At 59.4% G+C, this 23,368-nt stretch carries 23 protein-coding genes; 14 read left to right on the forward strand and 9 right to left on the reverse strand.

From position 1 onward, the window contains the following. The 5 genes from JZX89_RS20735 to JZX89_RS20755 all read left to right on the forward strand — a co-directional run bounded on the left by JZX89_RS20735 (position 1) and on the right by JZX89_RS20755 (position 2,710). Positions 1 to 1,119, forward strand: a complete 1,119-nt coding sequence (locus tag JZX89_RS20735) for a pyridoxal-phosphate-dependent aminotransferase family protein (protein ID WP_207135234.1) — start codon at positions 1 to 3, stop codon at positions 1,117 to 1,119. 164 nt (positions 1,120 to 1,283) lie between these two features. After that, positions 1,284 to 1,472, forward strand: coding sequence for a hypothetical protein (locus tag JZX89_RS20740; RefSeq protein WP_174374839.1), 189 nt, complete (start codon positions 1,284 to 1,286; stop codon positions 1,470 to 1,472). Positions 1,473 to 1,578: 106 nt separating this feature from the next. Beyond that, positions 1,579 to 2,025 carry a helix-turn-helix domain-containing protein gene (locus tag JZX89_RS20745; RefSeq protein ID WP_246746772.1) on the forward strand — a complete coding sequence of 149 codons (447 nt, stop codon included), beginning with the start codon at positions 1,579 to 1,581 and terminating at the stop codon, positions 2,023 to 2,025. 14 nt (positions 2,026 to 2,039) lie between these two features. Then, positions 2,040 to 2,444, forward strand: coding sequence for a VOC family protein (locus JZX89_RS20750; protein WP_149899080.1), 405 nt, complete (start codon positions 2,040 to 2,042; stop codon positions 2,442 to 2,444). 56 nt (positions 2,445 to 2,500) lie between these two features. After that, positions 2,501 to 2,710 carry a hypothetical protein gene (locus JZX89_RS20755; RefSeq protein ID WP_369809581.1) on the forward strand — a complete coding sequence of 70 codons (210 nt, stop codon included), beginning with the start codon at positions 2,501 to 2,503 and terminating at the stop codon, positions 2,708 to 2,710. A 115-nt stretch (positions 2,711 to 2,825) separates the two neighbouring features. Here JZX89_RS20755 and JZX89_RS20760 read toward each other — a convergent pair whose 3' ends face one another. Then, positions 2,826 to 4,637, reverse strand: a complete 1,812-nt coding sequence (locus tag JZX89_RS20760) for an IlvD/Edd family dehydratase (RefSeq protein ID WP_149899082.1) — start codon at positions 4,635 to 4,637, stop codon at positions 2,826 to 2,828. A gap of 522 nt (positions 4,638 to 5,159) precedes the next feature. Between JZX89_RS20760 and ytfQ the strand changes: the two genes are divergently transcribed. The 5 genes from ytfQ (at position 5,160) to JZX89_RS20785 (ending at position 10,719) form a co-directional block, all read left to right on the forward strand. Continuing rightward, complete coding sequence (gene ytfQ, locus JZX89_RS20765) at positions 5,160 to 6,119, forward strand: galactofuranose ABC transporter, galactofuranose-binding protein YtfQ (protein WP_149899083.1); 960 nt, start codon at positions 5,160 to 5,162, stop codon at positions 6,117 to 6,119. 300 nt (positions 6,120 to 6,419) lie between these two features. After that, positions 6,420 to 7,946 (forward strand): sugar ABC transporter ATP-binding protein, encoded by a 1,527-nt coding sequence (locus JZX89_RS20770; protein ID WP_207135236.1) that lies wholly within the window; start codon positions 6,420 to 6,422, stop codon positions 7,944 to 7,946. After that, positions 7,946 to 8,989 carry an ABC transporter permease gene (locus tag JZX89_RS20775; protein WP_207135303.1) on the forward strand — a complete coding sequence of 348 codons (1,044 nt, stop codon included), beginning with the start codon at positions 7,946 to 7,948 and terminating at the stop codon, positions 8,987 to 8,989. Before JZX89_RS20770 ends, JZX89_RS20775 begins: the two co-directional genes overlap by 1 nt. Further along, positions 8,986 to 9,966: a galactofuranose ABC transporter, permease protein YjfF gene (gene yjfF / locus JZX89_RS20780; protein ID WP_207135237.1), complete on the forward strand. Its 981-nt coding sequence runs from the start codon at positions 8,986 to 8,988 to the stop codon at positions 9,964 to 9,966. Before JZX89_RS20775 ends, yjfF begins: the two co-directional genes overlap by 4 nt. A gap of 18 nt (positions 9,967 to 9,984) precedes the next feature. Next, positions 9,985 to 10,719 carry a FadR/GntR family transcriptional regulator gene (locus JZX89_RS20785; RefSeq protein WP_149899087.1) on the forward strand — a complete coding sequence of 245 codons (735 nt, stop codon included), beginning with the start codon at positions 9,985 to 9,987 and terminating at the stop codon, positions 10,717 to 10,719. Positions 10,720 to 10,781: 62 nt separating this feature from the next. On the opposite strand, the gene JZX89_RS20790 is transcribed toward JZX89_RS20785, so the two are convergent. From JZX89_RS20790 to JZX89_RS20800, 3 genes are all read right to left on the reverse strand, one after another. Beyond that, entirely contained in the window at positions 10,782 to 11,219 is a 438-nt protein-coding gene (locus JZX89_RS20790) for a YqaA family protein (RefSeq protein ID WP_149899088.1), read from the reverse strand. A 98-nt stretch (positions 11,220 to 11,317) separates the two neighbouring features. Further along, the gene (locus tag JZX89_RS20795) at positions 11,318 to 11,587 is read right to left on the reverse strand and encodes a hypothetical protein (RefSeq protein WP_174374831.1); all 270 of its coding nucleotides are present in this window, start codon (positions 11,585 to 11,587) and stop codon (positions 11,318 to 11,320) included. Next, complete coding sequence (locus JZX89_RS20800; protein ID WP_207135238.1) at positions 11,584 to 12,690, reverse strand: CobW family GTP-binding protein; 1,107 nt, start codon at positions 12,688 to 12,690, stop codon at positions 11,584 to 11,586. The genes JZX89_RS20795 and JZX89_RS20800 overlap by 4 nt, the downstream gene beginning before the upstream one ends. 360 nt (positions 12,691 to 13,050) lie before the next feature. On the opposite strand from JZX89_RS20800, the gene ugpB reads away from it, so the two are divergent. The 4 genes from ugpB (at position 13,051) to JZX89_RS20820 (ending at position 17,232) form a co-directional block, all read left to right on the forward strand. Further along, positions 13,051 to 14,361, forward strand: a complete 1,311-nt coding sequence (ugpB, locus tag JZX89_RS20805) for a sn-glycerol-3-phosphate ABC transporter substrate-binding protein UgpB (RefSeq protein ID WP_207135304.1) — start codon at positions 13,051 to 13,053, stop codon at positions 14,359 to 14,361. A gap of 69 nt (positions 14,362 to 14,430) precedes the next feature. After that, a complete protein-coding gene (gene ugpA, locus JZX89_RS20810) occupies positions 14,431 to 15,312 on the forward strand; it encodes a sn-glycerol-3-phosphate ABC transporter permease UgpA (protein ID WP_035228177.1) in 882 nt (293 codons plus the stop codon). A gap of 10 nt (positions 15,313 to 15,322) precedes the next feature. Further along, positions 15,323 to 16,171 (forward strand): sn-glycerol-3-phosphate ABC transporter permease UgpE, encoded by an 849-nt coding sequence (gene ugpE, locus JZX89_RS20815; protein ID WP_149899091.1) that lies wholly within the window; start codon positions 15,323 to 15,325, stop codon positions 16,169 to 16,171. Beyond that, a complete protein-coding gene (locus JZX89_RS20820) occupies positions 16,171 to 17,232 on the forward strand; it encodes a sn-glycerol-3-phosphate import ATP-binding protein UgpC (protein WP_153516599.1) in 1,062 nt (353 codons plus the stop codon). The genes ugpE and JZX89_RS20820 overlap by 1 nt, the downstream gene beginning before the upstream one ends. 59 nt (positions 17,233 to 17,291) lie before the next feature. On the opposite strand, the gene JZX89_RS20825 is transcribed toward JZX89_RS20820, so the two are convergent. The 5 genes from JZX89_RS20825 to xylB all read right to left on the reverse strand — a co-directional run bounded on the left by JZX89_RS20825 (position 17,292) and on the right by xylB (position 23,360). Continuing rightward, the gene (locus tag JZX89_RS20825; RefSeq protein WP_207135239.1) at positions 17,292 to 18,398 is read right to left on the reverse strand and encodes an acyltransferase family protein; all 1,107 of its coding nucleotides are present in this window, start codon (positions 18,396 to 18,398) and stop codon (positions 17,292 to 17,294) included. A 264-nt stretch (positions 18,399 to 18,662) separates the two neighbouring features. Then, a complete protein-coding gene (locus JZX89_RS20830; RefSeq protein WP_153516601.1) occupies positions 18,663 to 19,106 on the reverse strand; it encodes a glyoxalase superfamily protein in 444 nt (147 codons plus the stop codon). A gap of 211 nt (positions 19,107 to 19,317) precedes the next feature. Then, the gene (locus tag JZX89_RS20835; protein ID WP_149899094.1) at positions 19,318 to 20,016 is read right to left on the reverse strand and encodes an OmpW/AlkL family protein; all 699 of its coding nucleotides are present in this window, start codon (positions 20,014 to 20,016) and stop codon (positions 19,318 to 19,320) included. 373 nt (positions 20,017 to 20,389) lie between these two features. After that, positions 20,390 to 21,700: a xylose isomerase gene (xylA, locus tag JZX89_RS20840; RefSeq protein WP_153516602.1), complete on the reverse strand. Its 1,311-nt coding sequence runs from the start codon at positions 21,698 to 21,700 to the stop codon at positions 20,390 to 20,392. 205 nt (positions 21,701 to 21,905) lie between these two features. After that, positions 21,906 to 23,360: a xylulokinase gene (gene xylB, locus JZX89_RS20845; RefSeq protein ID WP_207135305.1), complete on the reverse strand. Its 1,455-nt coding sequence runs from the start codon at positions 23,358 to 23,360 to the stop codon at positions 21,906 to 21,908. Between the last annotated feature and the right edge of the window lie 8 nt (positions 23,361 to 23,368).

The following is a 23,368-nucleotide window of genomic DNA, read 5'->3' on the forward strand; positions in this document are numbered from 1 at the left end:
ATGCCCGCCCCGGATTATGCATTGCTTCTCGACCCGCCCGCTTTCCCTGCTGAGCGCTACGCCATGCTAGCCGACCGGCTGGCGGCCCTGATGGGCACGAAAAACGACGTGCTGCTGATACAGGCGGAAGCCGTGCTGGCGCTGGAGGCGGCGGCGACAAGCCTTGCGCGGCCGGGGCTGAAGGCGCTCAACATCGTCACCAGCCCCTATGGCGCATGGTTCGGCGGCTGGCTGGAACGCGGCGGGGCGACGGTGCGCAATCTGACAGCCAGCCCGGCAAAGCCGGTGACGCTCACCGAGGTTGAACGGGCGCTCGATGACGGGCCGGGTTTCGATCTTATCGCCATCGTGCATGCGGAATCGGCAAGCGGCATTCTCAACCCCCTGCCCGCCATTGCCGCGCTGGCGAAAACCAGAGGCGTCGTCACGCTGGTTGATGCCGTCGCTTCGATTGGCGGCCATGCCTTCGAGGTTGACAGACTGGGCATCGATATTGCCGTCATCGGGCCGCAGAAGGCGCTGGCCGGCCCGGCCGGCATATCGGCCATTTCAGTCAGCCCAAAAGCATGGGAGCTGCTTTCGCACGACAGGGCGCCCACCAACTCCATGCTCTCGCTTCTCGACCAGAAGATGCTCTGGCTGGATGCCGGCCGAGGGGCGCTGCCCGGAACGCCGGCGCCGCTGGAATTTTATGCGCTGGAAGCCGCGCTCGACAGGATCGAGGCGGAGGGTCTACCAGCCGCCAATGCGCGCCACAAGCGGGCAGCGGCGGCCACCCGTCATGGCATCAGGGCGCTCGGCATCGCCAACTGGGTGGAAGACGCGCATGCCTCAGCTCTCGTTTCCACGGCAATCCTGCCGGATACTATCGAAGCCGGAGCGTTTCTCGCCGCTATATCCAGAGAGCATGGCGCGGATATTTCCGCCGGCGTCGGGCCCGGCGCGGAACGGCTGATAAGGCTCAACCACACCGGCCGGCGCGCGCATCCGCAGGCGGTGAAAGCCAATATCGCAGCCGTCTCAAGCGCCCTGAAAAACCTCGGCCATGCCGTCGATACCGATTCCGCGCTGGAAGCGGCCGCAAAGAGCTATTCGGAGGCCGCATCGAAAGAGGTTTGACGGGGCCGACAAACATTCATTGCGTGAAATCCGGCACCGGTGAAACGCCAATCACGACATTGTTGTTAAAAATAGTAGACAAATTCCGCGGCCAATCTTGACGAAATCATGGCAACGCGCGAAACTTAACACACCGTTAACTCGCGTGAAGAAGGGAACTGGCCATGGTAGCAGGGTTCAATATGCTCTCCTTTGACCTCTTTGGCATCGGCCGAAGAATGCCCGTCGTCAATGAGCGGGTCGAGCTCGAATTTCAGGACAAGACGCCGCGCAGACCGGACGACGAACCGCATGATGACGACCGTGACCAGGAATATGAGCTGTTCTTCTGGTCGCTTTATCCGGTGATCTAAATCACCCGCAGTGGCTAACCGGGCATGAACCTTGCCAAGAACGGCGGGTTCATTCAATGATTGCCGCATGCGGTCTGGAAATGAAAAGAACTCTGCAAACAGAGACTTGAAGCTCCTGCGTCGCCTGCTGCGCGCCAGGGATCATATGGATGCCGCGCCGCATGAGGCATGGCCCGTTTCACGCCTTGCAAAAGTCAGCGGCGCCTCGCAGGCGCACTTCGCGAGATCGTTTCGCGATGCCTTCGGCATACCCCCTCACCGCTATTTGCTGACCCGCCGGGTGGAGCGCGCCGTGGCGCTTTTGCGCGACACCGATTTTCCAATCATCGACATCGCTTTGCAGACCGGCTGGAACAGCATCGGCACATTTGGCCGCGTTTTCCGCGATGTAACCGGGGAGAGCCCGAGCGAAGTGCGGCGACAAATGCGGCTTTCCCCTGCCGATCTCGAGCAGGTTCCCCATTGCTTCGTCAGCGCCGCACACCGCCCCAATCTCACAATCGCAGTTTCGGAGAAGCGCCGACAGGCGAAAGGCGGTAGGCACGGTGAGTGAAAGGGAGATAGCTCATGAAAAATGGTGTTCAAGTTGTCGGGCTTTACGTTCATGACCAGGACGAGGCGCTGCAATTTTATGTCGAAAAACTTGGATTTCGCGTGCATACGGACGCACGCAACGGCGATTATCGCTGGTTGACCGTGCAGCATCCGGACCAGCCGGATTTCCAGCTCGGCCTGTTTCGGCCGCAGGCCCCGACCGTTGACGAGGCGACGGCGCAGGGTCTGAACGAAGCCGTGGCCAAAGGCGCCATGCCGCCTTTGGTTCTGGTGGTTGAGGATTGCCAGAAGGCCTTTGACGCCATGCACAAACGCGGCGTCGAATTCACCCAGGAACCGATCACGCGTTACGGCTCGGTGGATGCGAGTTTTCGCGACCCTTCCGGCAATGGCTGGAAACTCGTTCAGGCCCGTTGAGGCAACCGTGTGTCACATTCCATCATGGATGCTTTTTCTTGGGGGCGACTTTGATCTTGCAAAAATGGATAAGGCAGAGCCATCGGTGGCTGGGCATTCTGCTGACCGTCACCATTCTGGCGAACTTCGCTTCGATGGCTTTCGGCCCGACACCACCGGTGATCGTTTATGCCCCGCTTCTTCCGCTGACCTTGCTTATCGTCAGCGGGCTGTACATGTTCTTCCTGCCTTATCTGGGAAAGCCGCTCTCCCCATCGAAGGAGTAAGCAGGAGGGCGACGAGGCGCTCGGATGTCCGAAAATATTTCAGCCCCGGGGCGGCACACCCCGGGGCTGATTTTTAGCTGATTTTTAAAAGCGGCCAGCCGGAACGGTCCCGCCTTTAGTGGTTGTCGCGCGGCAGGCCCTTGGTCTGGGCGATGCGCTGGTACTTGACCGCCGGTTCCAGAACTGCGCCGGTTTCCATCTGGCTGACGATGCCGCGCTGGATTTCCTGCCATGGCGTCTGGTGATCGGGGAATTTGAAGCCACCCTCGGCAGAAAGCACTTCGTAGCGCTTGGCCAGTTCCTCGCCGGAAATCAGGATATCGGCCGTGCCGCGGCCCACATCGATGCGAACGCGGTCACCTGTCTGCAGGATGGCGAGACCACCACCGGCCGCCGCTTCCGGAGACGCGTTGAGGATGGACGGGCTGCCCGACGTGCCGGACTGACGGCCGTCGCCAATGCACGGCAGCGAATTGACGCCTTCCTTCAAAAGATAATCCGGCGCACGCATGTTCACCACTTCTGCCGCACCCGGATAACCGATCGGGCCGGCGCCGCGCATGAACAGGATGGTGTTCGCGTCGATCTTCAGCGACGGATCGTCGATGCGGTGGTGGTAATCTTCCGGACCGTCAAACACCACGGCGCGGCCTTCGAAGGCTTCCGGGTCATTTGGGTTGGAGAGGTAGCGGCCACGGAATTCTTCCGAGATCACGCTGGTCTTCATGATGGCCGAGGAGAACAGGTTGCCGCGCAGAACGCGGAAACCGGCGCGCTCCTTGAGCGGCTGCTCATAGGGGCGGATGACCTTCTCGTCCTCGATGATCGCACCGCGACAATTGTCGCCGATGGTCTTGCCGTTGACGGTCATGGCATCTTCCATGATCAGTCCCTGGGTCATCAGCTGGTTGACGACAGCGGGAACACCGCCGGCATGGTAATAATCCTCGCCGAGATATTCGCCAGCCGGCTGCAGGTTGACGAGCAGCGGCACGTCTTCACCATAGGTCTGCCAGTCATCCACGGTCAGCTCCACGCCGACATGGCGGGCAAGGCCGTTGAGGTGGATCGGCGCATTGGTGGAGCCGCCGATAGCCGAGTTGACGCGGATGGCGTTGATGAAGGCGTCCTTGGTCATGATATCGGAAGGCTTGAGGTCTTCCTTGACCATTTCGACGATCCGCAGGCCGGTGAGGTAGGAAACTTCCTGACGGTCGCGGTAAGGGGCCGGGATGGCGGCGGAGCCGGGAAGCTGCATGCCGAGCGCTTCGGCAAGCGAGTTCATGGTCGTTGCCGTACCCATGGTGTTGCAATAGCCGGTGGACGGCGCCGACGAGGCAACGAGCTTGACGAAGCCCTGATAATCGATCTCGCCCTTTGCCAGCAGCTCGCGCGCCTTCCAGACGATGGTGCCGGAGCCGGTGCGTTCGCCACGGAACCAGCCGTTCAGCATGGGGCCGACGGACAGGGCGATGGCCGGAATGTTGACGGTGGCCGCCGCCATAAGACAGGCAGGCGTGGTCTTGTCACAACCGATGGTCAGCACGACGCCATCGAGCGGATAGCCATAAAGCACTTCCACGAGGCCGAGATAGGCAAGGTTGCGGTCAAGACCCGCCGTCGGGCGCTTGCCGGTTTCCTGGATCGGATGCACCGGAAATTCGATGGCGATGCCACCGGCTTCACGGATGCCTTCACGCAGGCGGTTTGCCAGTTCCAGGTGGTGCCGGTTGCAGGGGGAAAGATCCGAGCCGGTCTGCGCAATGCCGATGATCGGGCGGTCGGACTGAAGCTCGGCCTGGCTGAGACCGAAGTTCATGTAACGCTCGAGATAAAGCGCCGTCATATCCGCGTTGGCGGGGTTGTCGAACCACGCGCGCGAACGAAACTTGCCTTTGGTGGCGGGCAGATTGTCGGATTTTGTCATGATGCAGGTCTCCAGCCGGAAGTGGCCAACGGTAAAATATTACGAAATGCGACAAGCTTATGTTGTGCGCAAGGAAAATGGAATCAGCTTTTCGGGATCACGCATAACCGACAGAGCAGGCCCAGACGAGTGATTTGGGGCTGCTCTTCGGCTTTAACCGAATATTTTTCGGTGCTTACGACGATGGCGGCGTAGCGCAACGGTCTCTCCCTCCCTGTCTTTCCGGAAAACAACGGCCTCATAGCCTCATGCTCCGTCACGACCTGATGTCTTTATTTGTATTACTATTAGATACGGTCATCGCCTGTCAAGCTGGATCAAACCCCATTTCCGGTATGTTTTCAACAATAGAAAAATCGATCTATATACATATAACATATTGATTCATTGCATTTTATGGCAAAATTCAAGTCAAACCGACATCTGGCAAATTGCGGAAACGCCAAAAAACCACTTCCCAAGAGTATTACTATATGCTCATAGTGTTGCCGTCACGCTGACATCATCTCTGGGAGGAATAAGATGAGAAAAGCTCTCGCGACAGTTACTGTCGCCGTTTCGCTGTGCCTTGCATCCAGTGTTTCCGCACAATCGCTTACCGTCGGCTTCTCGCAGATCGGTTCGGAATCCGGCTGGCGCGCGGCTGAAACCACCGTTACCAAACAGCAGGCCGAAAAACGCGGCGTCACGCTCAAATTCGCCGACGCGCAGCAGAAGCAGGAAAACCAGATCAAGGCCGTTCGCGGCTTCATCGCGCAGGGCGTCGATGCGATCCTGATCGCTCCTGTGGTCGCCACCGGCTGGGATGCCGTGCTGAAAGAAGCCAAGGAAGAGAAAATCCCTGTCATCCTGCTCGACCGCCAGATCGAGGCGCCCGATGATCTTTACCTGACCGCCGTTACGTCGGATCAGGTGCACGAAGGCAAGGTGGCCGGCGACTGGCTGGTCAAGGATGTCGGCTCCAAGGACTGCAAGGTCGTGGAATTGCAGGGCACGACCGGCTCCTCACCCGCCATCAACCGCAAGAAGGGTTTCGAGCAGGCCATCGAATCCCACAAGAACATCAAGATCGTGCGCTCGCAGACGGGTGACTTCACCCGCACCAAGGGCAAGGAAGTGATGGAAAGCTTCATCAAGGCCGAAGGTGGCGGCAAGGATATCTGTGCCGTCTACGCCCATAATGACGACATGGCCGTCGGCGCGATCCAGGCGATCAAGGAAGCGGGCCTGAAGCCCGGCACCGACGTCAAGGTTGTCTCCATCGATGCCGTGCCTGATATCTTCAAGGCCATGGCCGCCGGTGAAGCCAACGCCACCGTGGAACTGACGCCCGACATGGCCGGCCCGGCCTTCGATGCGCTCGAAGCCTATCTGAAGGACAAGAAGGCGCCGGCAAAGTGGATCCAGACGGAATCCAAGCTTTATACGGCATCCGATGATCCGATGAAGGTCTACGAGGCGAAGAAGGGGCTGGGTTACTAAGGCCTGTCTTTTGAGGAACGGCGCGAAAAGTTGCGCCGTTTCTTTCGGTTAAACGAGGGGCGCAAGCCCGACACCGAATGATCGCCTATGGGGCGAGCGTGTACCGCCTGCTTCTTCTCCCCGAGGGGGAGAAGGTCGCGGCAGCGGGATGAGGGGGCGAGGGTGCGGTCAATCGCTGGCGTTGCCCCCTCATCCGACCCTTCGGGCCACCTTCTCCCCGGCGGGGAGAAGAAACCCGCCGCTCCCGACGCGCTCATTCCACCCTTGATACGATACCCATTTCGATACGGAACCTGCTTAATGTCCGAAACGGCACCACTTCTGGAAGCACGCGCCATCGGTAAATCCTTTCTCGGGATCACGGCGCTGGATAGCGTCGATTTTTCGCTCGGGCGCGGTGAAATCCACGCGCTGCTCGGTGAAAACGGCGCGGGCAAATCGACGTTGATCAAGATTTTGACCGGGGTTTACCACCGCGACAGCGGCTCGATCTTTCTGGAAGGTAGCGAGATTTCACCCGCCAATGTCGGCGAAGCGCAGGCGCTGGGCATCGGCACGGTCTATCAGGAGGTGAACCTTCTCGAAAACCTGACGGTTGCCGAAAACCTGTTTCTCGGACGCCAGCCGCGCCGCTTCGGACTGATCGACCGCAGCACGATGCAGAAGCAATCGCAGGCGCTGCTGGCCCAATACGGGCTGTCCATTGACGTCAACGCGCTTCTCTCCAGCTATTCCGTCGCCATCCGCCAGATCATCGCCATTGCCCGCGCCGTCGATCTTTCCGGCAAGGTGCTGGTGCTGGACGAACCGACCGCCAGCCTCGACGCCCATGAGGTCGAGATGCTGTTCGGCGTCCTCAAAAACCTGCGCGCCCGCGGCATCGGTATCGTCATCATCACCCACTTCCTCAATCAGGTCTATGATATCGCCGACCGGGTGACGGTGCTGCGCAACGGCCGACTGGTCGGCACCCGCGATATCGGCAGCCTGCCGCGATCCGAACTGATCTCGATGATGCTCGGCCGTGAGCTTCAGCACATCACCCACGAACATCAGGCGACCGAAGATACCGTTGTCGAGGGCGAACCGCCGATCCGTTTCGAAGGTTACGGCAAACGCGGCAGCATCGCCCCCTTCGATCTCGGCATCCGCCCCGGTGAGATCGTCGGCGTCGCCGGGCTGCTCGGTTCGGGCCGCACGGAAACCGCCTTCCTGCTGTTCGGCATCGACAGGCCGGATACCGGAAAAGCTGTCATCGATGGCCAGACGGTGGCGATTTCTTCGCCGGAAGCCGCCATTACCGCCGGTTTCGGCTTCTGTCCGGAGGAACGCAAGACGGACGGCATCATCGGCGATTTTTCCGTCACCGATAATATCGCGCTCGCCCTTCAGGCCCGGCAGGGCTGGGCGCGGCCCATTTCCCGAAGGCAGAAGGTGGAGCTTGCCGAAAGCTTCATCAAGTCGCTCGACATTCGCCCGGCCGATCCCGACCGGCCGATCAAATTCCTGTCCGGCGGCAACCAGCAGAAGGCCATTCTGGCCCGCTGGCTCGCCACCCATCCCCGGTTGCTGATCCTCGACGAGCCGACACGCGGCATCGATATCGGCGCGCATGCGGAAATTCTGAAAATGATCGAAAAACTCTGTACCGAAGGCATGTCGCTCGTCGTCATTTCCTCGGAACTGGAAGAACTGACCGCCGTGGCGCATCGCGTCGTCGTGCTTTCGGATCGTCGCCATGTCAGCGAGTTGAAGGGCGGCGACGTGACCGCCGACAACATCATGCGGGCAATTGCGGATGCGGCAGCCAAAACGGAGGCGGCATGATGGTGGCTGTGACCCGACGCCTGAAAAGGCTTGCCCCCCAGCTTGCCGCGCTTTTCGTCATTCTGGCCGCGATTACAATCGTTTCGCCGGGCTTTCTCAATGTTTCGTTCCAGAACGGTCGGCTCTACGGCAGCCTGGTGGATATTCTGGTGCGCGCCGCGCCGGTGGCGCTCCTGACCATCGGCATGACGCTGGTCATCGCCACTAAGGGCATCGATCTGTCGATCGGCGCTGTCATCGCCATTTGCGGCGCGGTGGCCGCCACGCTCATCAGCAACGGCCATTCCATCCCCAGCGTCATCGCCATCTCGCTGGCGGTCGGCATTGCCTGCGGCCTGTGGAATGGCGTGCTGGTCGCCCTTCTCGACATACAGCCGATCATTGCCACCCTGATCCTGATGGTGGCGGGGCGCGGCATCGCCCAGCTCATCACCGAAGGTGTCATTCTCACCTTCAACGATGACACATTCTCCGCCATCGGCTCTGGCGCCTTCGCCGGCATTCCCCTGCCCGTCATCATCTGGCTGGCGGCCGCACTGCTGATCGGTCTTCTGGTGCGCAAGAGCGCGCTCGGATTTCTGATCGAGGCAACCGGCATCAATCGCCGCGCGGCAGCGCTGGCCGGGGTGCGGGCGCGCTTTCTGCTGTTTTTCGTCTATGCCGTTTCCGGCCTCTGCGCCGCCATCGCCGGCATGATCGTGACCGCCGATATTCGCGGTGCCGATGCCAACAATGCCGGGCTGTGGCTGGAGCTGGACGCCATATTGGCTGTCGTGATCGGCGGCACCTCGCTGAATGGCGGGCGCTTCTCCATCACCGCCTCGCTGATCGGCGCGCTCATCATCCAGACCATCAATACCGGCATTCTGGTTTCGGGCTTTCCGCCGGAATTCAACCTCATCATCAAGGCCGGCATCATCATGGTGGTGCTGACGCTGCAATCGCCGGCGATCATGGCGGTGCTGGGCTTCGTCAGACCACCCAAACCACACGCCAAACCGGCAGCCACCAACGGCATGACCAAGGAAGGAACCGCGCGATGATCCATAGCCGCAATCTTCCCTTCCTCACCACGCTGACGATCTTCGTGGTCGCCTATCTCCTGTGCGTGCTGCAATATCCGGCGATCCTGTCGACGCGGGTAATCGGCAATCTTCTGACCGACAACGCCTTCCTCGGCATCGCTGCCGTCGGCATGACCTTCGTGATCCTGTCGGGCGGCATCGATCTTTCCATCGGTTCGGTCATCGCCTTTACCAGCGTCTTCGTCGCGGTGATGGTGGGTACCTATAATATCCATCCGCTGCTGGCCTTCGCCATCGTGCTGGTGGTCTCGACGCTGTTCGGCTGCCTGATGGGGGCGATGATCCGTTTCCTGTCGATCCCGCCTTTCGTGGTGACGCTGGCGGGCATGTTTCTGGCGCGTGGTGCTGCCTATCTTATCTCGACGCAGTCGGTGCCGATATCGCACCCGTTCATCGATGCTATACAGGGCTTTTATTTCCGCTTTCCCGGAGGCGGCAGGCTGACGGCGCTCGCCATACTGATGCTCATCGTCTTTGCGGTCGGCATGCTGATCGCCAGCCGCACCCGCTTTGGCGCCAATGTTTATGCGCTGGGCGGCAACCCGCAATCGGCCGAGCTGATGGGCGTGCCGATCGGCGCGACGACCATCGGCATCTATGCGCTTTCTGGCTTTCTGTCAGGCCTCGCCGGCATCGTCTATACACTCTACACCTCGTCGGGTTATTCGCTGGCGACGGTCGGCGTGGAACTGGACGCCATTGCCGCCGTCGTCATCGGCGGCACGCTGCTGACGGGCGGCACCGGGCTGGTGGCGGGCACCTTCATCGGCATTCTGATCCAGGGGCTGATCCAGACCTATATCGTTTTTGACGGAACGCTGTCGTCCTGGTGGACGAAAATCGTCATTGGCGTGCTGCTTTTCGTCTTCATCGTGTTGCAGCGCGCAATCATCTGGTATTCAAACAGGAGACTGGCCGGGCCACACCCGGCATAACCACAAACGGAGGCTTGCTTGGGGCTGCTCGAAACGACGATAAGCGGGCGAAAACGCCGGAACAGCCACGCCCATGTGGTCTCCGAACTCGGCAGCGCCATCGTCTCGGGCAGAATTGCGGAAGGTTCGCTGCTGCCCAACGATGCCGAACTTTCGCTGCGCTTCGGCGTCTCACGCACCGTGCTGCGCGAAACCATGAAGACGCTGGCGGCCAAACGGCTGGTGGAACCGAAAGCCAAGGTCGGCACCCGCGTTCTTGATCGCTCAAGCTGGAATTTCTTCGATCCTGACGTGCTGGGCTGGCGCTGCGAGGCCGGCATAGACGAGGAATTCGTAACGCATCTGGCGCAAATCCGTCTGGCGCTGGAGCCGGCGGCGGCAGCTGCGGCGGCCCTGCAGGCCTCCAATGACGATATCGTTTCCCTTTACGTCATCGCCGCCAAATTCGACAATCCGAAACATACGCCGGAAAGCATCGCCAAGGTCGATCTCGAATTCCACCTTGCCGTGGCGCACATGTCCGGCAATCCCTTCATGCGGTCGGCAAGCGGGCTGATCGAAGCAGCCCTCGCCATTTCCTTCCAGCTTTCGTCACCGGCCGCCTCGCCCGGCACCATCGCCGAGATTGCGTCCAATCATCTGCGCATCGTTCACGCCATCGCCGCGCGTGATACCGATGCCGCCGTGAAAGCCATGCGCCACGTGATCGAGGTGGGCAAGGACCGGACGCAGAAGGCGATCAAGACGCCCTGAAGAGGGCTTGCGCCTTCCCTGTCTTCTGAAGCGACGAACGGGCCTTAACGCCCTGAAAAGAATCAGAGAAAATTCAGCGTCACCAGCGCCAGCACAAGGTAACGAGCCACCTTGGCTACCGTGACCAGCAGCAGGAAGATCGGCAGCGGCTCTTTCATGATGCCGGCCGCAACCGTCAGCGGATCGCCGATCAATGGCGCCCAGCTTAAAAGCAGCGACCAGCGGCCATAACGCCGATACCAGTTCTGGGAACGTTGCAGCGCCGCCTCGCCAACGGGAAACCAGCGCCTGTGCCGGAACCGTTCGATGCCGCGGCCAAGCAGCCAGTTGACGAAGGAACCGGCCACATTACCGACACTGGCAACGGCCACCAGCAACCAGACCGGTTGCGATTTCAAGAGGATGAGACCGGCCAGCGCCGCCTCCGACTGCATGGGCAGAATAGTCGCCGCCACAAAGGCCGTCAGAAACAAACCCGTATAAACCGCCAGATCGGCCATTGCCCGCCCTTCATCACCAGCGAATCCCGCCGCGGCCCCTGAAGTGCCGGATGATGGCGCGCACCGTCAAGCACCCCCCTGACATCACTGAGGGGATATCAGGCCGAATTCGCCGCAATGGCGCGCACAATGTCGTCATGATCCACCTCCAGCAGCGCCTTGTGAATGGACAATTGCCTGATATCACCGGACGCAAGCAGGATGACGATCACCGTTTCGCGTGGAGGGCAATCCGGCAGGGCACAGGACAGCTCGCTGACGGTGACAATGTCATCGGCATGCAGATTTAGCAGGTTGCGCGCCCATTGTTTCAGAAGCCGGGCCTGCGAGACGATCGCCGAGCCGCTGCGCGCAAGGGGGTTGGTCATGAAGCACCCTTTCGCCTCGCCTGCGAGGCCAATGTATCGAAAAGATCGCGGATCGGCTGTTGCGGCATATCCATGCCGATCAGCACGAGACGGGTTGCACGGTTGCCATCCGGCCAGCTTTCCAGCCTTGCCAGCGGATAAAGCCGGTGCTGCACGGCGTGGGCAACCACCGGCCGATCCGGATCGTCCGTCGCCTGGAAAATACCTTTCAGCCGCAACAGGCCGGAATGCACGTTGCTGGTGACGAGCTCGAGAAAGGTAACGATCATCTGCGGATCAAGAGCGCCGTCGAAAGTGAGATCAAAAGCCTCGACGCCGGCACCATGGCGGTTGATATCATGGACATGGTCGGCATGCAGGCTCAGCCTGTCGGCCGCCAGCCATCCCGGCACATCCTCCGGCTTGCCGCGCAGCGAGTAATTCTTCGTTGCAAAAAGCGACATGAGATCGAAGCCGGCCGCATTGCGGTCATGCAACAGGGCGGCGGGGTTGAGGTCTGTAAGGCTTTCACGGTCCATCGCGGTCGCGTCGGCAAGGTCGGTTTTCGTCAGGACAATATGGTCGGCAAAGGCAAGCTGTTTCCAGCCTTCAATGAAACTGTCGAGCATCGCCTGGCCGGAAGTGACGTCGAAAACAGTGACCACGCCCGAAAGATGAAAGTGCCGGGCGACGATATGGTCGCGCAGGCCAAGCGCCGGTGTACCGCCAGCAATCAGGCTGTTGATGATCGGCGCGGGATCGGCAAGTCCCGTCGTTTCGATAACGACACGCGATATTTCCGGCATCACCCCCTCCAGAAAGGTCTGATGCAATTCGTAAAGCGAGGTACGGATATCGCTGGTCGCGTTGCAGCAGATGCAACCGGTCGTGGTTCTGAAATACCGTTCCGAGCCGGTGCGCACCAGATCGTGATCGATGGGCACAGATCCGAATTCATTGACGATGACGGCGGCGTCATGCATGGCCGGTTCGTTCAGAAGCTCGTTCAGCAAAGTGGTCTTTCCCGCCCCCAGAAAGCCGGTGAGCAGGGTAACCGGCACTGTCCTGACAGATGGCGAGACAGCCGAATCGTCTCCTTGCGCCACCGCCTGCTTCCGCTTCATTCCGAACACATCCGCACCTTCGAACTCATAAATCAGCGGTAACTTACTTTGTAATGTAATAACATATCAATAGCGTTTCGCGAGTTTTCGGTTCGACGCAATTGTCGTTACCCGGCTGCGAAAATCATCTAGCCCGAAGCACCTGCTTTCGGACGCATGAAAAAACCATAAGAGAGAGGAAATGGAATAATAAAATCGTTTCTTTCACTTTCGTTTTATTCGTTCCACGCGCTATTGCATTTTCGTTAAAGTTCGTTTTTAATTCCAACTGCTAATACAGAAAAGATGGCCCGCAGCTTGATCGAGGAGGATAGGCTGCAATAAGGGGCTGTATCTTTTACTGTTTTCACAATGGGAGGAATCGCCTTGAAAAAACTCAGCTACCGCCTCGCTGCGGCATCCGCGCTTTCGTTTTTTGTCACATCGAATGCTTTCGCTGCGACGGAAATCCAGTGGTGGCACGCCATGACCGGCGCCAATAACGAGGTCGTGGACGCGCTTGCGAAAGAGTTCAACGACAGCCAGAAAGACTACAAGATCACGCCCGTGTTCAAGGGCACTTATCCGGAAACGCTGAATGCCGGCATCGCCGCCTTCCGCGCCAAGCAGCCGCCGGCCATTATTCAGGTCTTCGACGCCGGTTCCGGCGTGATGATGGGCGCCGCCGGCGCCATCAAACCGGTAGCGGATGTGCTGAAGGAAGGTGGCTACACCTTCAACAAGGATGAATATCTGGCCGGCATCGTCGCCTATTATTCCAAGCCCGACGGCACCATGCTGTCCTTCCCCTACAATTCGTCCTCGCCGATCCTCTATTACAACAAGGACACCTTCCAGAAGGCAGGCCTTGACCCGGCCAACCCGCCGAAGACCTGGCCCGAAGTTTTCGAAGCCGCCAAGAAGATCAAGTCCAGCGGTGCATCGCAATGCGGTTTCACCTCCACATGGCTCACCTGGATCCAGACCGAAAACTTCGCCGCCTGGAACAATGTCTCCTATGGCAGCAATGAAAACGGGCTTGGTGGCACCGATGTGAAGCTTGCGGTGAATGCGCCGCTCTTCGTCGAGCATTTCCAGGCGATCGCCGATCTCGCCAAGGACGGCACCTTCCGTTATGGCGGCCGCACCTCGGAAGCCAAGCAGCTGTTCATGTCCGGCGAATGCGGCATCCTGACCGAATCCTCCGGTGGCCTTGGCGATATCGTCAAGACCGGCATGAATTACGGCATCGGCCAGCTGCCCTATTACGAGGGCCATGGCCCGCAGAACACCATTCCCGGCGGCGCCAGCCTCTGGGTATTCGGTGGCAAGAGCGAAGCCGAATATAAGGGCGTGGCGGAGTTCTTCCATTTCCTCTCGCAGACCAAGATCCAGTCTCGTCTGCATCAGGTCTCCGGCTATATGCCGGTAACGATCGCGGCCTATGAGGAAACCAAGAAATCCGGCTTCTACGACAAGAACCCGGCCCGCGAAACGCCGCTGCTGCAGATGATGGGCAAGCCGCCGACGGAAAACTCCAAGGGCGTTCGCCTCGTGAACCTGCCGCAGGTGCGCGACATCATGAACGAAGAGTTCGAGGCGATGCTGGCCGGCAAGCAGGACGCGAAGGCCGCCCTCGACAAGATCGTGACGCGCGGTGATGCGGCCATCAAGCAGGCCACCGGCAACTAATACGATCCCTGCCACCGCCCGCATCCCAACAAGGTGCGGGCGGCGTTTCCATCTCATCAGGAGATCGCCGTGCAAAGCGTCGTATTCCCCAACAAGATCCTGCCCTATCTGCTGGTCGCGCCGCAGATCATCCTCACGGTGGTCTTCTTTTTCTGGCCGGCAAGTCAGGCACTCTACCAGTCGACCATGCGCGAGGACGCCTTCGGGCTGAGCAGCAATTTCGTCGGTCTGGCCAATTTCTCTGCGGTACTTTCGGATGAAAGCTACCTCAATTCGCTGCACGTCACGGTGATTTTCAGCGTGCTGACCGCGCTTGTCTCCATGGGGCTGGCGCTGCTTCTGGCGACCGCCGCCGACCGGGTGGTGCGCGGCAAGGGGTTTTACCGCACGATGATGATCATGCCCTATGCCGTGGCGCCTGCCGTGGCAGGTATGCTTTGGCTGTTCATGTTCAACCCGGCCATGGGAACTTTCTCTTATATCCTGCGCCGCAACGGCATCATGTGGGACCCGCTGCTCGACGGCAATCAGGCCATGCTGCTGGTGGTCGCAGCCGCTGCGTGGAAACAGATCAGCTATAATTTTCTGTTCTTTGTCGCAGGCTTGCAGGCAATTCCGAAATCATTGCTGGAAGCGGCCTCCATTGATGGCGCGCGCGGTTCGCGGCGCTTCTGGACCATCGTTTTCCCGCTGCTGGCGCCGACCACCTTCTTCCTTCTGGTCGTCAACACGGTTTACGCCTTCTTCGATACCTTCGGCATCATCCATGCCGTCACCGGCGGCGGCCCCGCCAAGGCGACGGAAACGCTGGTCTACAAGGTCTATAATGATGGCTTCGTGAACCTGAACCTCGGCTCTTCCGCCGCGCAATCGGTCATCCTGATGGTGATCGTCATTGCGCTCACCGCCTTCCAGTTCCGCTTCGTCGAGAAGCGCGTGCACTACGGCTGAGGATTTCACAATGATTGAAAATCGCCCGGTCGCCCGCATGGTCGCCCATCTGATGCTCATTCTCGGCATCATCGTTGTGGCCTTCCCGATCTACTACACCTTCGTCGCCTCTTCCATGACGTCGAACGACATTATCCGCCCGCCGATGTCGCTGCTGCCCGGCGACCATCTGACCGAGAACTACACCGAGGCCATGGTCGGCGGTGTCGAGAGAGTGGTCGGCGTCAGCCTCGAACGGCTGCTGTTCAACAGCTTCGTCGTGGCGCTCGCCATCGCCATCGGCAAGATCGTCATTTCGTTCCTGTCGGCCTTCGCCATCGTGTTTTTCCGCTTTCCTTTCCGCATGGGTTTTTTCTGGATGATCTTCATCACGCTCATGCTGCCGGTGGAGGTGCGTATCCTGCCCACCTACAAGGTCATCGTCGATCTTGGGCTGATCGACACCTATGCGGGGCTGACACTGCCATTGATGGCGTCGGCGACGGCGACCTTCCTGTTCCGGCAGTTCTTCCTGACCATTCCCGGTGAACTGGTCGAGGCGGCGCGTATCGACAATGCCGGCCCGTTCCGCTTCATGCGCGATATTCTGCTGCCGCTGTCGAGAACCAATATCGCAGCACTTTTCGTGATTCTGTTCATCTATGGCTGGACCCAATATCTCTGGCCGCTGCTCGTCACCAACGACGCCAAGATGAACACGATCATCATCGGCCTCAAGCGCATGGTGGACTTCACCGACGCTTCGACGCCCTGGAATTATGTGATGGTGACAGCGATCCTCGCCATCATCCCCCCTGTTATGGTTGTGGTGCTGATGCAGCGCTGGTTCGTCAAAGGTTTGGTGGAGACCGAGAAGTAATGGCAAAAATTGCGCTGAAAGACGTCCGCAAGGTTTACGGCGGCAATGTCGATGCGATCAAAGGCGTATCGATGGACATCGCCGATGGTGAAATGATCGTGCTGGTCGGCCCCTCCGGCTGCGGCAAATCCACGCTGCTGCGCATGATCGCCGGGCTGGAAAGCATATCGGGCGGTGAAATCTCCATCGGCGACCGCGTCGTCAATGATCTCGAACCCTCCGACCGCGACATCGCCATGGTGTTCCAGAACTATGCGCTTTATCCGCATATGACGGTGCGCCAGAACCTTGCCTATGGCCTGAAGAACCGCAACACGCCGAAAGAGGAAATCGAACGGCGCATCACCGAGGCAGCCAAGGCGCTGGAAATCGAGCAATTCCTGGAGCGCAAACCGCGCCAGCTTTCCGGCGGCCAGCGCCAGCGCGTGGCCATGGGCCGCGCCATCGTGCGCAAGCCGGCCGCCTTCTTGTTCGACGAGCCGCTCTCCAACCTCGACGCCAAGCTGCGCGTGCAGATGCGCGTAGAAATCCGCCGCCTGCAACGCTCGCTCGCCACGACAAGCGTTTATGTCACCCATGACCAGATGGAAGCCATGACGCTGGCCGACCGGTTGGTGGTGCTGAATGCCGGCCGCATCGAGCAAATGGGCACGCCGATCGAGCTTTACGAAAAGCCGGCGACCACCTTCGTCGCTACCTTCATCGGCTCACCCTCCATGAACCTTCTGGCCCATGCCGCGGCCTCGTCCAATGGCTCGACCGGCTGGTCGGTGAATGGCGCCGCAGCACTACCGCAAAACGCCGCCACGCTTGGCATCCGCCCGGAAGACATCACGCTGGCGGAAGCAGAACCCGCCGATGCCGCCTTCACCGCCAACGTGCAGGTGGACGCCGTGGAACTGGTGGGGGCGGAAAGCTATGTGCACGGCTCCTTCGCCGATGGCACCACCATCGTCTTCCGCGTTCCCGGCCGCTCGCAGCTGCGCATCGGCGAAACGCTGAAGATCGCCGCGCAGGCCAAGGATTTCCATCTGTTCGACGCGTCGGGAAAGCGGATTTGAGATGAACATGTCGGCATTGTCGCTCTCTGCGGCAATGCCGACATGTCATATACCTTATCTCATGCCGATGAGACCCCCACATGAGCAGGCCGACGAGAGGCTAGCTTCTTCCCAAACTTCTGGAATGGCAACTCAATTAACCGGTAGCTCAAATAGGCCATGGCCACGGTTAAGGCGAAGACCGCTATGATAGTCACGTGAACCGGATAGGGAGCCAGCTGGCGATAGGGAAGCACATATTCCACGATCGGTTGGGCGACCGGCCCAAGCAGATAGACGGAATAGCTTATCGCGCCGAGCCAGACAAAGAGCGGGTGGGTGATGCGCAGTTTGGTCGTGAACAGCGCAAACAGCGCCATTCCCGCATAGTAGGCAATCGTATAGCGATACCAGGTCTCGCCGAAGCCCATGTCCACATTATAGCTTAGAAGGCTGATGAACGGCACGGCAAAGACAACGAGGAGCGATGTGAACAGGATAAGCCGTCGCAGCCGCGGCCCGGCCTCTTCGCTGGCGCCGTGACGCCATAACAAGCCCCAAAACATCACAGTCAGCCCCAGCGGCATGGCCACCGGTAATTTGATGCCCATACCATAACGCACCGCGCCCATAACGACCGCGCACATAAGGAAAAATACCACCGCACCAGCGGCACCTTCCGGCTTGTGCAGGAGCCTGGCATAAAACATCATCGCGCTGACGACATAAAAAACGATTTCTATCTGCAGCGTCCAATAGACACCGAGAATATTCTGCTGGCCCAGAAACTGCTGCAGCATCGTCACATTGGCATATATCTGGCCAAGCGTGAAGACGTCGCCCCGCACGATCGGGGTGATCGCCAGAGCCAGAACCATAGACATCCAATAAGCGGGATACAGCCTGAAAAACCGCGAAATTGCGAAACCGCGCAAAGGTGCGCTACTCGCTTTCAGAAGAGAGAACGGGATAACAAAGCCGGAAACAGCGAAGAACATAACGACTGCTATTTTTCCGAGGTCAAAGTATTCCGTGAAAAAATAAAATAAATAATACTCAAAATCATTTGTGGTAAATTTATTCTTGTAGGCGATTTCGGCAATATGAATGTAAACTACCGCCAGAGCTGCTATTCCTCGAATGGAATCGACGTAAACCCAACGTCCGGGATTGCTATCCGCGCTCATCAATACCTCATTCAAAATTATTTATAAAAATGTCATATTCATAATTTTATGTGGACTATACTGTCGACTAAGTACAAATTGCAATCAACAAACAACAACATAAAGCTGCAAAACGGCAACATCAGTGAAACTGGCTAACGTCGATGTGAAAAACCGTGTCCCGGCCACGGGCCGGAACACGGTTCGACAAATTAGTGCGAAGAATTTTAGTAGTATCTGGAAACTACCCTGACAGGTGACGGCAACGTACGTCTCGCCGTCCCTCTACCACACCAGCTCCACCTGCGGCCGGCCGTTGGAGGTTTTCTCCACCGTGCGGCCGGAGGCATCGATATTGCAGTGGACGCGCTGCCGGAAGGCGGAGAAGCTTTCGAAGGTCACGACGTCGACGGGGTCGTCGAGATGCAGAGTGAGCCGATAGCGTTCCGGGTCACCGCCAAGCGCCTGGACGCCGAGCACGGAGGCGACGAAAGGCTGGCCGAGATAGAGGCCTTCCACCCTGGAACCCAGAAGATAGGGATTGAAGGCGGGGCGGTTACCGGCTGCTGCGTGCAGGGTGTTCCAGTCGCGGAAGCCATATTGCGCGGCGATGAGTTCCAGCGCCTTTGAGTGGGTGATTGCCTGCCCCTGTTCCTCAAGGGCGGCGCGCAGGCGTTTTGCCTGTTCCTTCAGCCCCTCAAGAGCGGGAAGCGGTTTGGACACGTTCATAACGGTTCTCCAACATTGACATGCCGAATTTTCCGAAGGGGGTCCGCGTTGCCATCGACGACATGCAAAACATGGGGATGACCGTTATCAGGGATAAGAGCTTCACCAGGGGCATCAATGCCTGCGGACGGCCGGGGCTCTCTGCCCGTGGCCGTCCGTATAACTCAGAACGCGCCGCCCGTCAAAGGCGGCGCTGAAATCCGTACCGGGATCAGAAGCGATAGGTGATACCGGCACCGATCAGCCAGGGATCGAGCTTCGCCTTGCCGCTGATCGGTGTGCCGCCCAGTTCGGCGGTCCAGTCGGTCTTCAGGAAGATCTTCTTCACATCGAAGTTCACGCCCCAATGCTCGTCGAGCATATAGTCGAAACCGACCTGCACGGCGGCACCTAGCTTGTTCTTGACGTCAAGATTGCTGAAACCGGGCTGTTCGGACTGGTTGTAGAACAGCGAATAGTTCACGCCCGCACCGATATAGGGCTTGAAGGCGCCGAAATCGGTGAAGTGATATTGCAGCGTCAGCGTTGGCGGCAGCAGCCATGTCTTGCCGACCGGCGTGCCGGCCAGCACGCCCTCGCCATTGATCTTGGCATAGGTGGTGCCGAGAATGAGTTCAGCGGCAAAATTCGGCGTGAAGAAATAGGTGATGTCGAGTTCCGGGATCACCGTATCGGAATAGGAGAGGCCGGCACCCGGCACACCGTCGACGCTGCCGCTGTCATTGGTGATGACGCCGAGACCGCGCACGCGCAGCATCCACGGGCTTGCCGCCGCAATCGCCTCTTCGGCGGTGGGCGCCGGTGCTGCCGGGGCCAGATCGGCGGCCATGGCATTGGCCGACACCAGCATTGCCGCAACACTAACCGCGACGCTGGCAAGCAAGGCGGTTCTTTTGTTCCTGTTCGTCATTCCATCTCTCCTTTAGCGCAGCCTGCATCCGTTCGGACATTCCCCAGGGCGCGTCTCACCTTCTCGAACCGGCGCATCGGTGCTTGCCGATGCCACAGCCGTCACCGGGAACCCCGAAAACGGCTGATGATGGTGGGCTGCGAATCTCGCGCTGCCACGACCGTCACGGCCACTATGGCGAAGGGCAGGAGACACCGATTGAGATGGATCAAACCGTTGCAGCATTGAGGCGTGCAGACGGCTGACCGGCGAGGATTGTGACAATTACGCAACAGCAGGAGGCGGGAGACCGGCACAAAATCACCATGGAACAGCGCACAAAAAAGGCGGGAGATGATCCCCCGCCCCGCTTTTTCAGCAATGGACTTGCGCGTCAGACGTAACGATTGACGACGTTTTCCAGATATTCCTGACGACCGGATTTCGGCTCGGGATTGATATCCTCCCGCTCCACCAGCGCGGTAATCTCGTCGAGCTTCAACTCGCCGCGCAGCATCTTCTGGGCCTCGGGGGAATCCCACTTGGCGTAACGCTCGTTCAGCGGCTTCGACAGTGCGCCGTCCTCGACCATCTTCGCCGCCGCCTTCAGGCCGCGGGCGCAGCAATCCATACCACCGATATGACCGATCAGCAGGTCCTGCGGATCGAGAGACTGGCGACGCAGCTTGGAATCGAAATTGGTGCCGCCATTCTTGAAGCCGCCGCCGGCCAGAACGTGATAATAGGCGAGCGCCATTTCCGGCACGTTGTTGGGGAACTGGTCGGTATCCCAGCCGGACTGGTAATCGTTGCGGTTCATGTCGATGGAACCGAAAATGCCGAAGGCATTGGCCATGGCCAGCTCATGCTCGAAGGAATGGCCGGCAAGGATGGCATGGCCCTGCTCGATATTGACCTTCACTTCCTTTTCCAGACCGTTTTTCTGCAGGAAGGCATAAACGGTGGCGACGTCATAGTCGTATTGGTGCTTGGTCGGCTCCTGCGGTTTCGGCTCGATCAGGATCGTGCCCTCAAAGCCGATCTTGTATTTATATTCCACTACCAGATTGAGGAATCGGCCCAGCTGGTCGAGTTCACGCGACAGATCGGTGTTGAGCAGGGTCTCGTAACCTTCGCGGCCACCCCACAGAACGTAGTTTGCGCCGCCGAGCTTCTTGGTGGCATCCATGCAGGTCTTCACCGTTGCGGCGGAGAATGCAAAAACATCCGGGTCCGGATTGGTTGCCGCGCCCGACATGAAACGCCGGTTGGAGAACAGGTTCGCCGTGCCCCACAGCAGCTTCACGCCGGTCTGGGCCTGCTTTTCAGCAAAATAATCAACGATTTCGTTGAGGTTCTTCGTGTTCTCAGCAAAGTTTTTGCCTTCCGGGCGCACATCGGCGTCATGGAAGCAATAAAATGGCGAACCGAGCAGCGAGAAGAATTCGAAAGCTACATCGGCCTTCAGCTTGGCGGCCTGCATGGTGTCTTCGAACCACGGGCGCTCAAACGTCTGGCCGCCGAAGGGGTCGCCGCCCGGCCAGGTAAAGGTGTGCCAGTAGGCCACCGCGAAACGCAGGTGGTCTTCCATGCGCTTGCCGGCGACGATTTCATCGGGGTTATAATGGCGGAAGGCCAGTGGGTTGGTGCTGTCGGGGCCTTCATATTTGATTTTGGCGATATCGCCGAAAAAACCTGTGCTCATGGTGGGTCCTCCTTGGTGGGTTTAGATGAAATGCCGGAGGGTGTGGCTACCCCCCTCTGTCCTGCCGGACATCTCCCCCACAAGGGGGGAGATCAGATGCCGTACTCGCTCGTTCCATGGGCGAGGTGTCCGCCGCTTGTCGATCTCCCCCCTTGTGGGGGAGATGTCCGGCAGGACAGAGGGGGGTAGCCACACCCTCAATACCTCAATGCGAAAGCGCCCGAATAGCCGGATAAAGCGCGTGATACCGCCGATAAGCCTCCTCATAAGCGCCGGCCAGCGCCGCCACCGGCTCAATCGTCCGCGCCGTTTCCGGCTGTGAGCAAACGGCAACCGGATCAGCCCCGGTCGCGGCAATCAGACCAAGACGGGCAGCACCGAAGGCCGCACCGAAATCACCTTCCGCCGGAATATCCACCGGCACGCCGAGCGAAGTGGCGATCGAGGCCAGCCAATAGGCCGAACGTGAACCGCCACCGATGGCGGTAACCCGCGAAATCGAGGTGCCGGCAGATTTCAGCGCTTCGAGATTATCGCGGATGGCAAAGGTCACGCCTTCCAGCACACCTTGAGTCAGCGCCTTACGGTCGCTTTCATGCAAAAGACCGATGAAGGAACCGCGAATGGCCGCGTCATTATGCGGCGTGCGCTCGCCGGAGAGATAAGGCGCGAAGGTAACGCCGGTCGGCGCAAGCAGCGTCTCTCCCAGTTCGCTGGTCAGATCGGCGGCGGATTGCCCGGTGAGGCGCGAATACCAGTTCAGCGCATCGGTGGCGGAGAGGATGACGCCCATCTGGTGCCAGGTGTTGGGCAGTGCATGGCAGAAGGCATGCACGGCGCTTTCCGGCTTCGGCAGATAGGAGGCATTGGCGGCGAACAGCACGCCTGACGTGCCGAGCGACACGAAGGCATGGCCTTCCTTCACCGTGCCCATGCCGCAGGCGGAAGCGGCATTGTCACCCGCGCCACCGGCTACCACGGTGCGGCCGGAAATGCCCCATTCAGCAGCAAGTTCAGAGCGAAGCACGCCCGCCTCATCCGTGCCTTCCACCAGCGACGGCATGTGTTTTTCATCAAGGCCGGTGGCAGCGAGAAGTTCGGAAGACCATTTACGTGCACCGGTATCGAGCCATGAGGTGCCGGCCGAGTCCGACATTTCCGAGATATATTCGCCCGTCAGCCAGAGCCGCAGGTAATCCTTCGGCAGCAGCACCTTCGCCACTTTCGCGAAGATTTCAGGTTCGTTCTTCGCCACCCAGGCAAGCTTCGGCGCGGTGAAGCCGGGGAAAACGATATTGCCTGTTATCTTGCGGAAACGCGGATCGGCATCGAGTGCGGCGGCCTCGGCGTGCGAGCGGGTGTCGTTCCACAGAATGCAGGGGCGCAGCACCTTGCCGGCCGCATCCACAAGCGTCGCGCCGTGCATCTGGCCGGAAAGGCCGATGCCCTTCACCGCGGCAAGCTCCTTCGGAAACTTTTGCTTCAGGCCGGAGACGGCGGTTTTCGCGGCGGCGATCCAGTCGGCCGGATCCTGTTCCGACCAGCCATGATGCGGACGCGAAACCTCCAGCGAACCATTGGCCGAACCGACAATCTTCTGATCGCCATCCATCAGCAGGGCTTTGATGCCTGAAGTGCCAAGATCGAGACCGAGATACATGTATTTCT

Origin of the sequence: Agrobacterium burrii (assembly GCF_017313405.1) — a bacterium.
Classification (GTDB): Bacteria; Pseudomonadota; Alphaproteobacteria; order Rhizobiales; family Rhizobiaceae; genus Agrobacterium; species Agrobacterium burrii.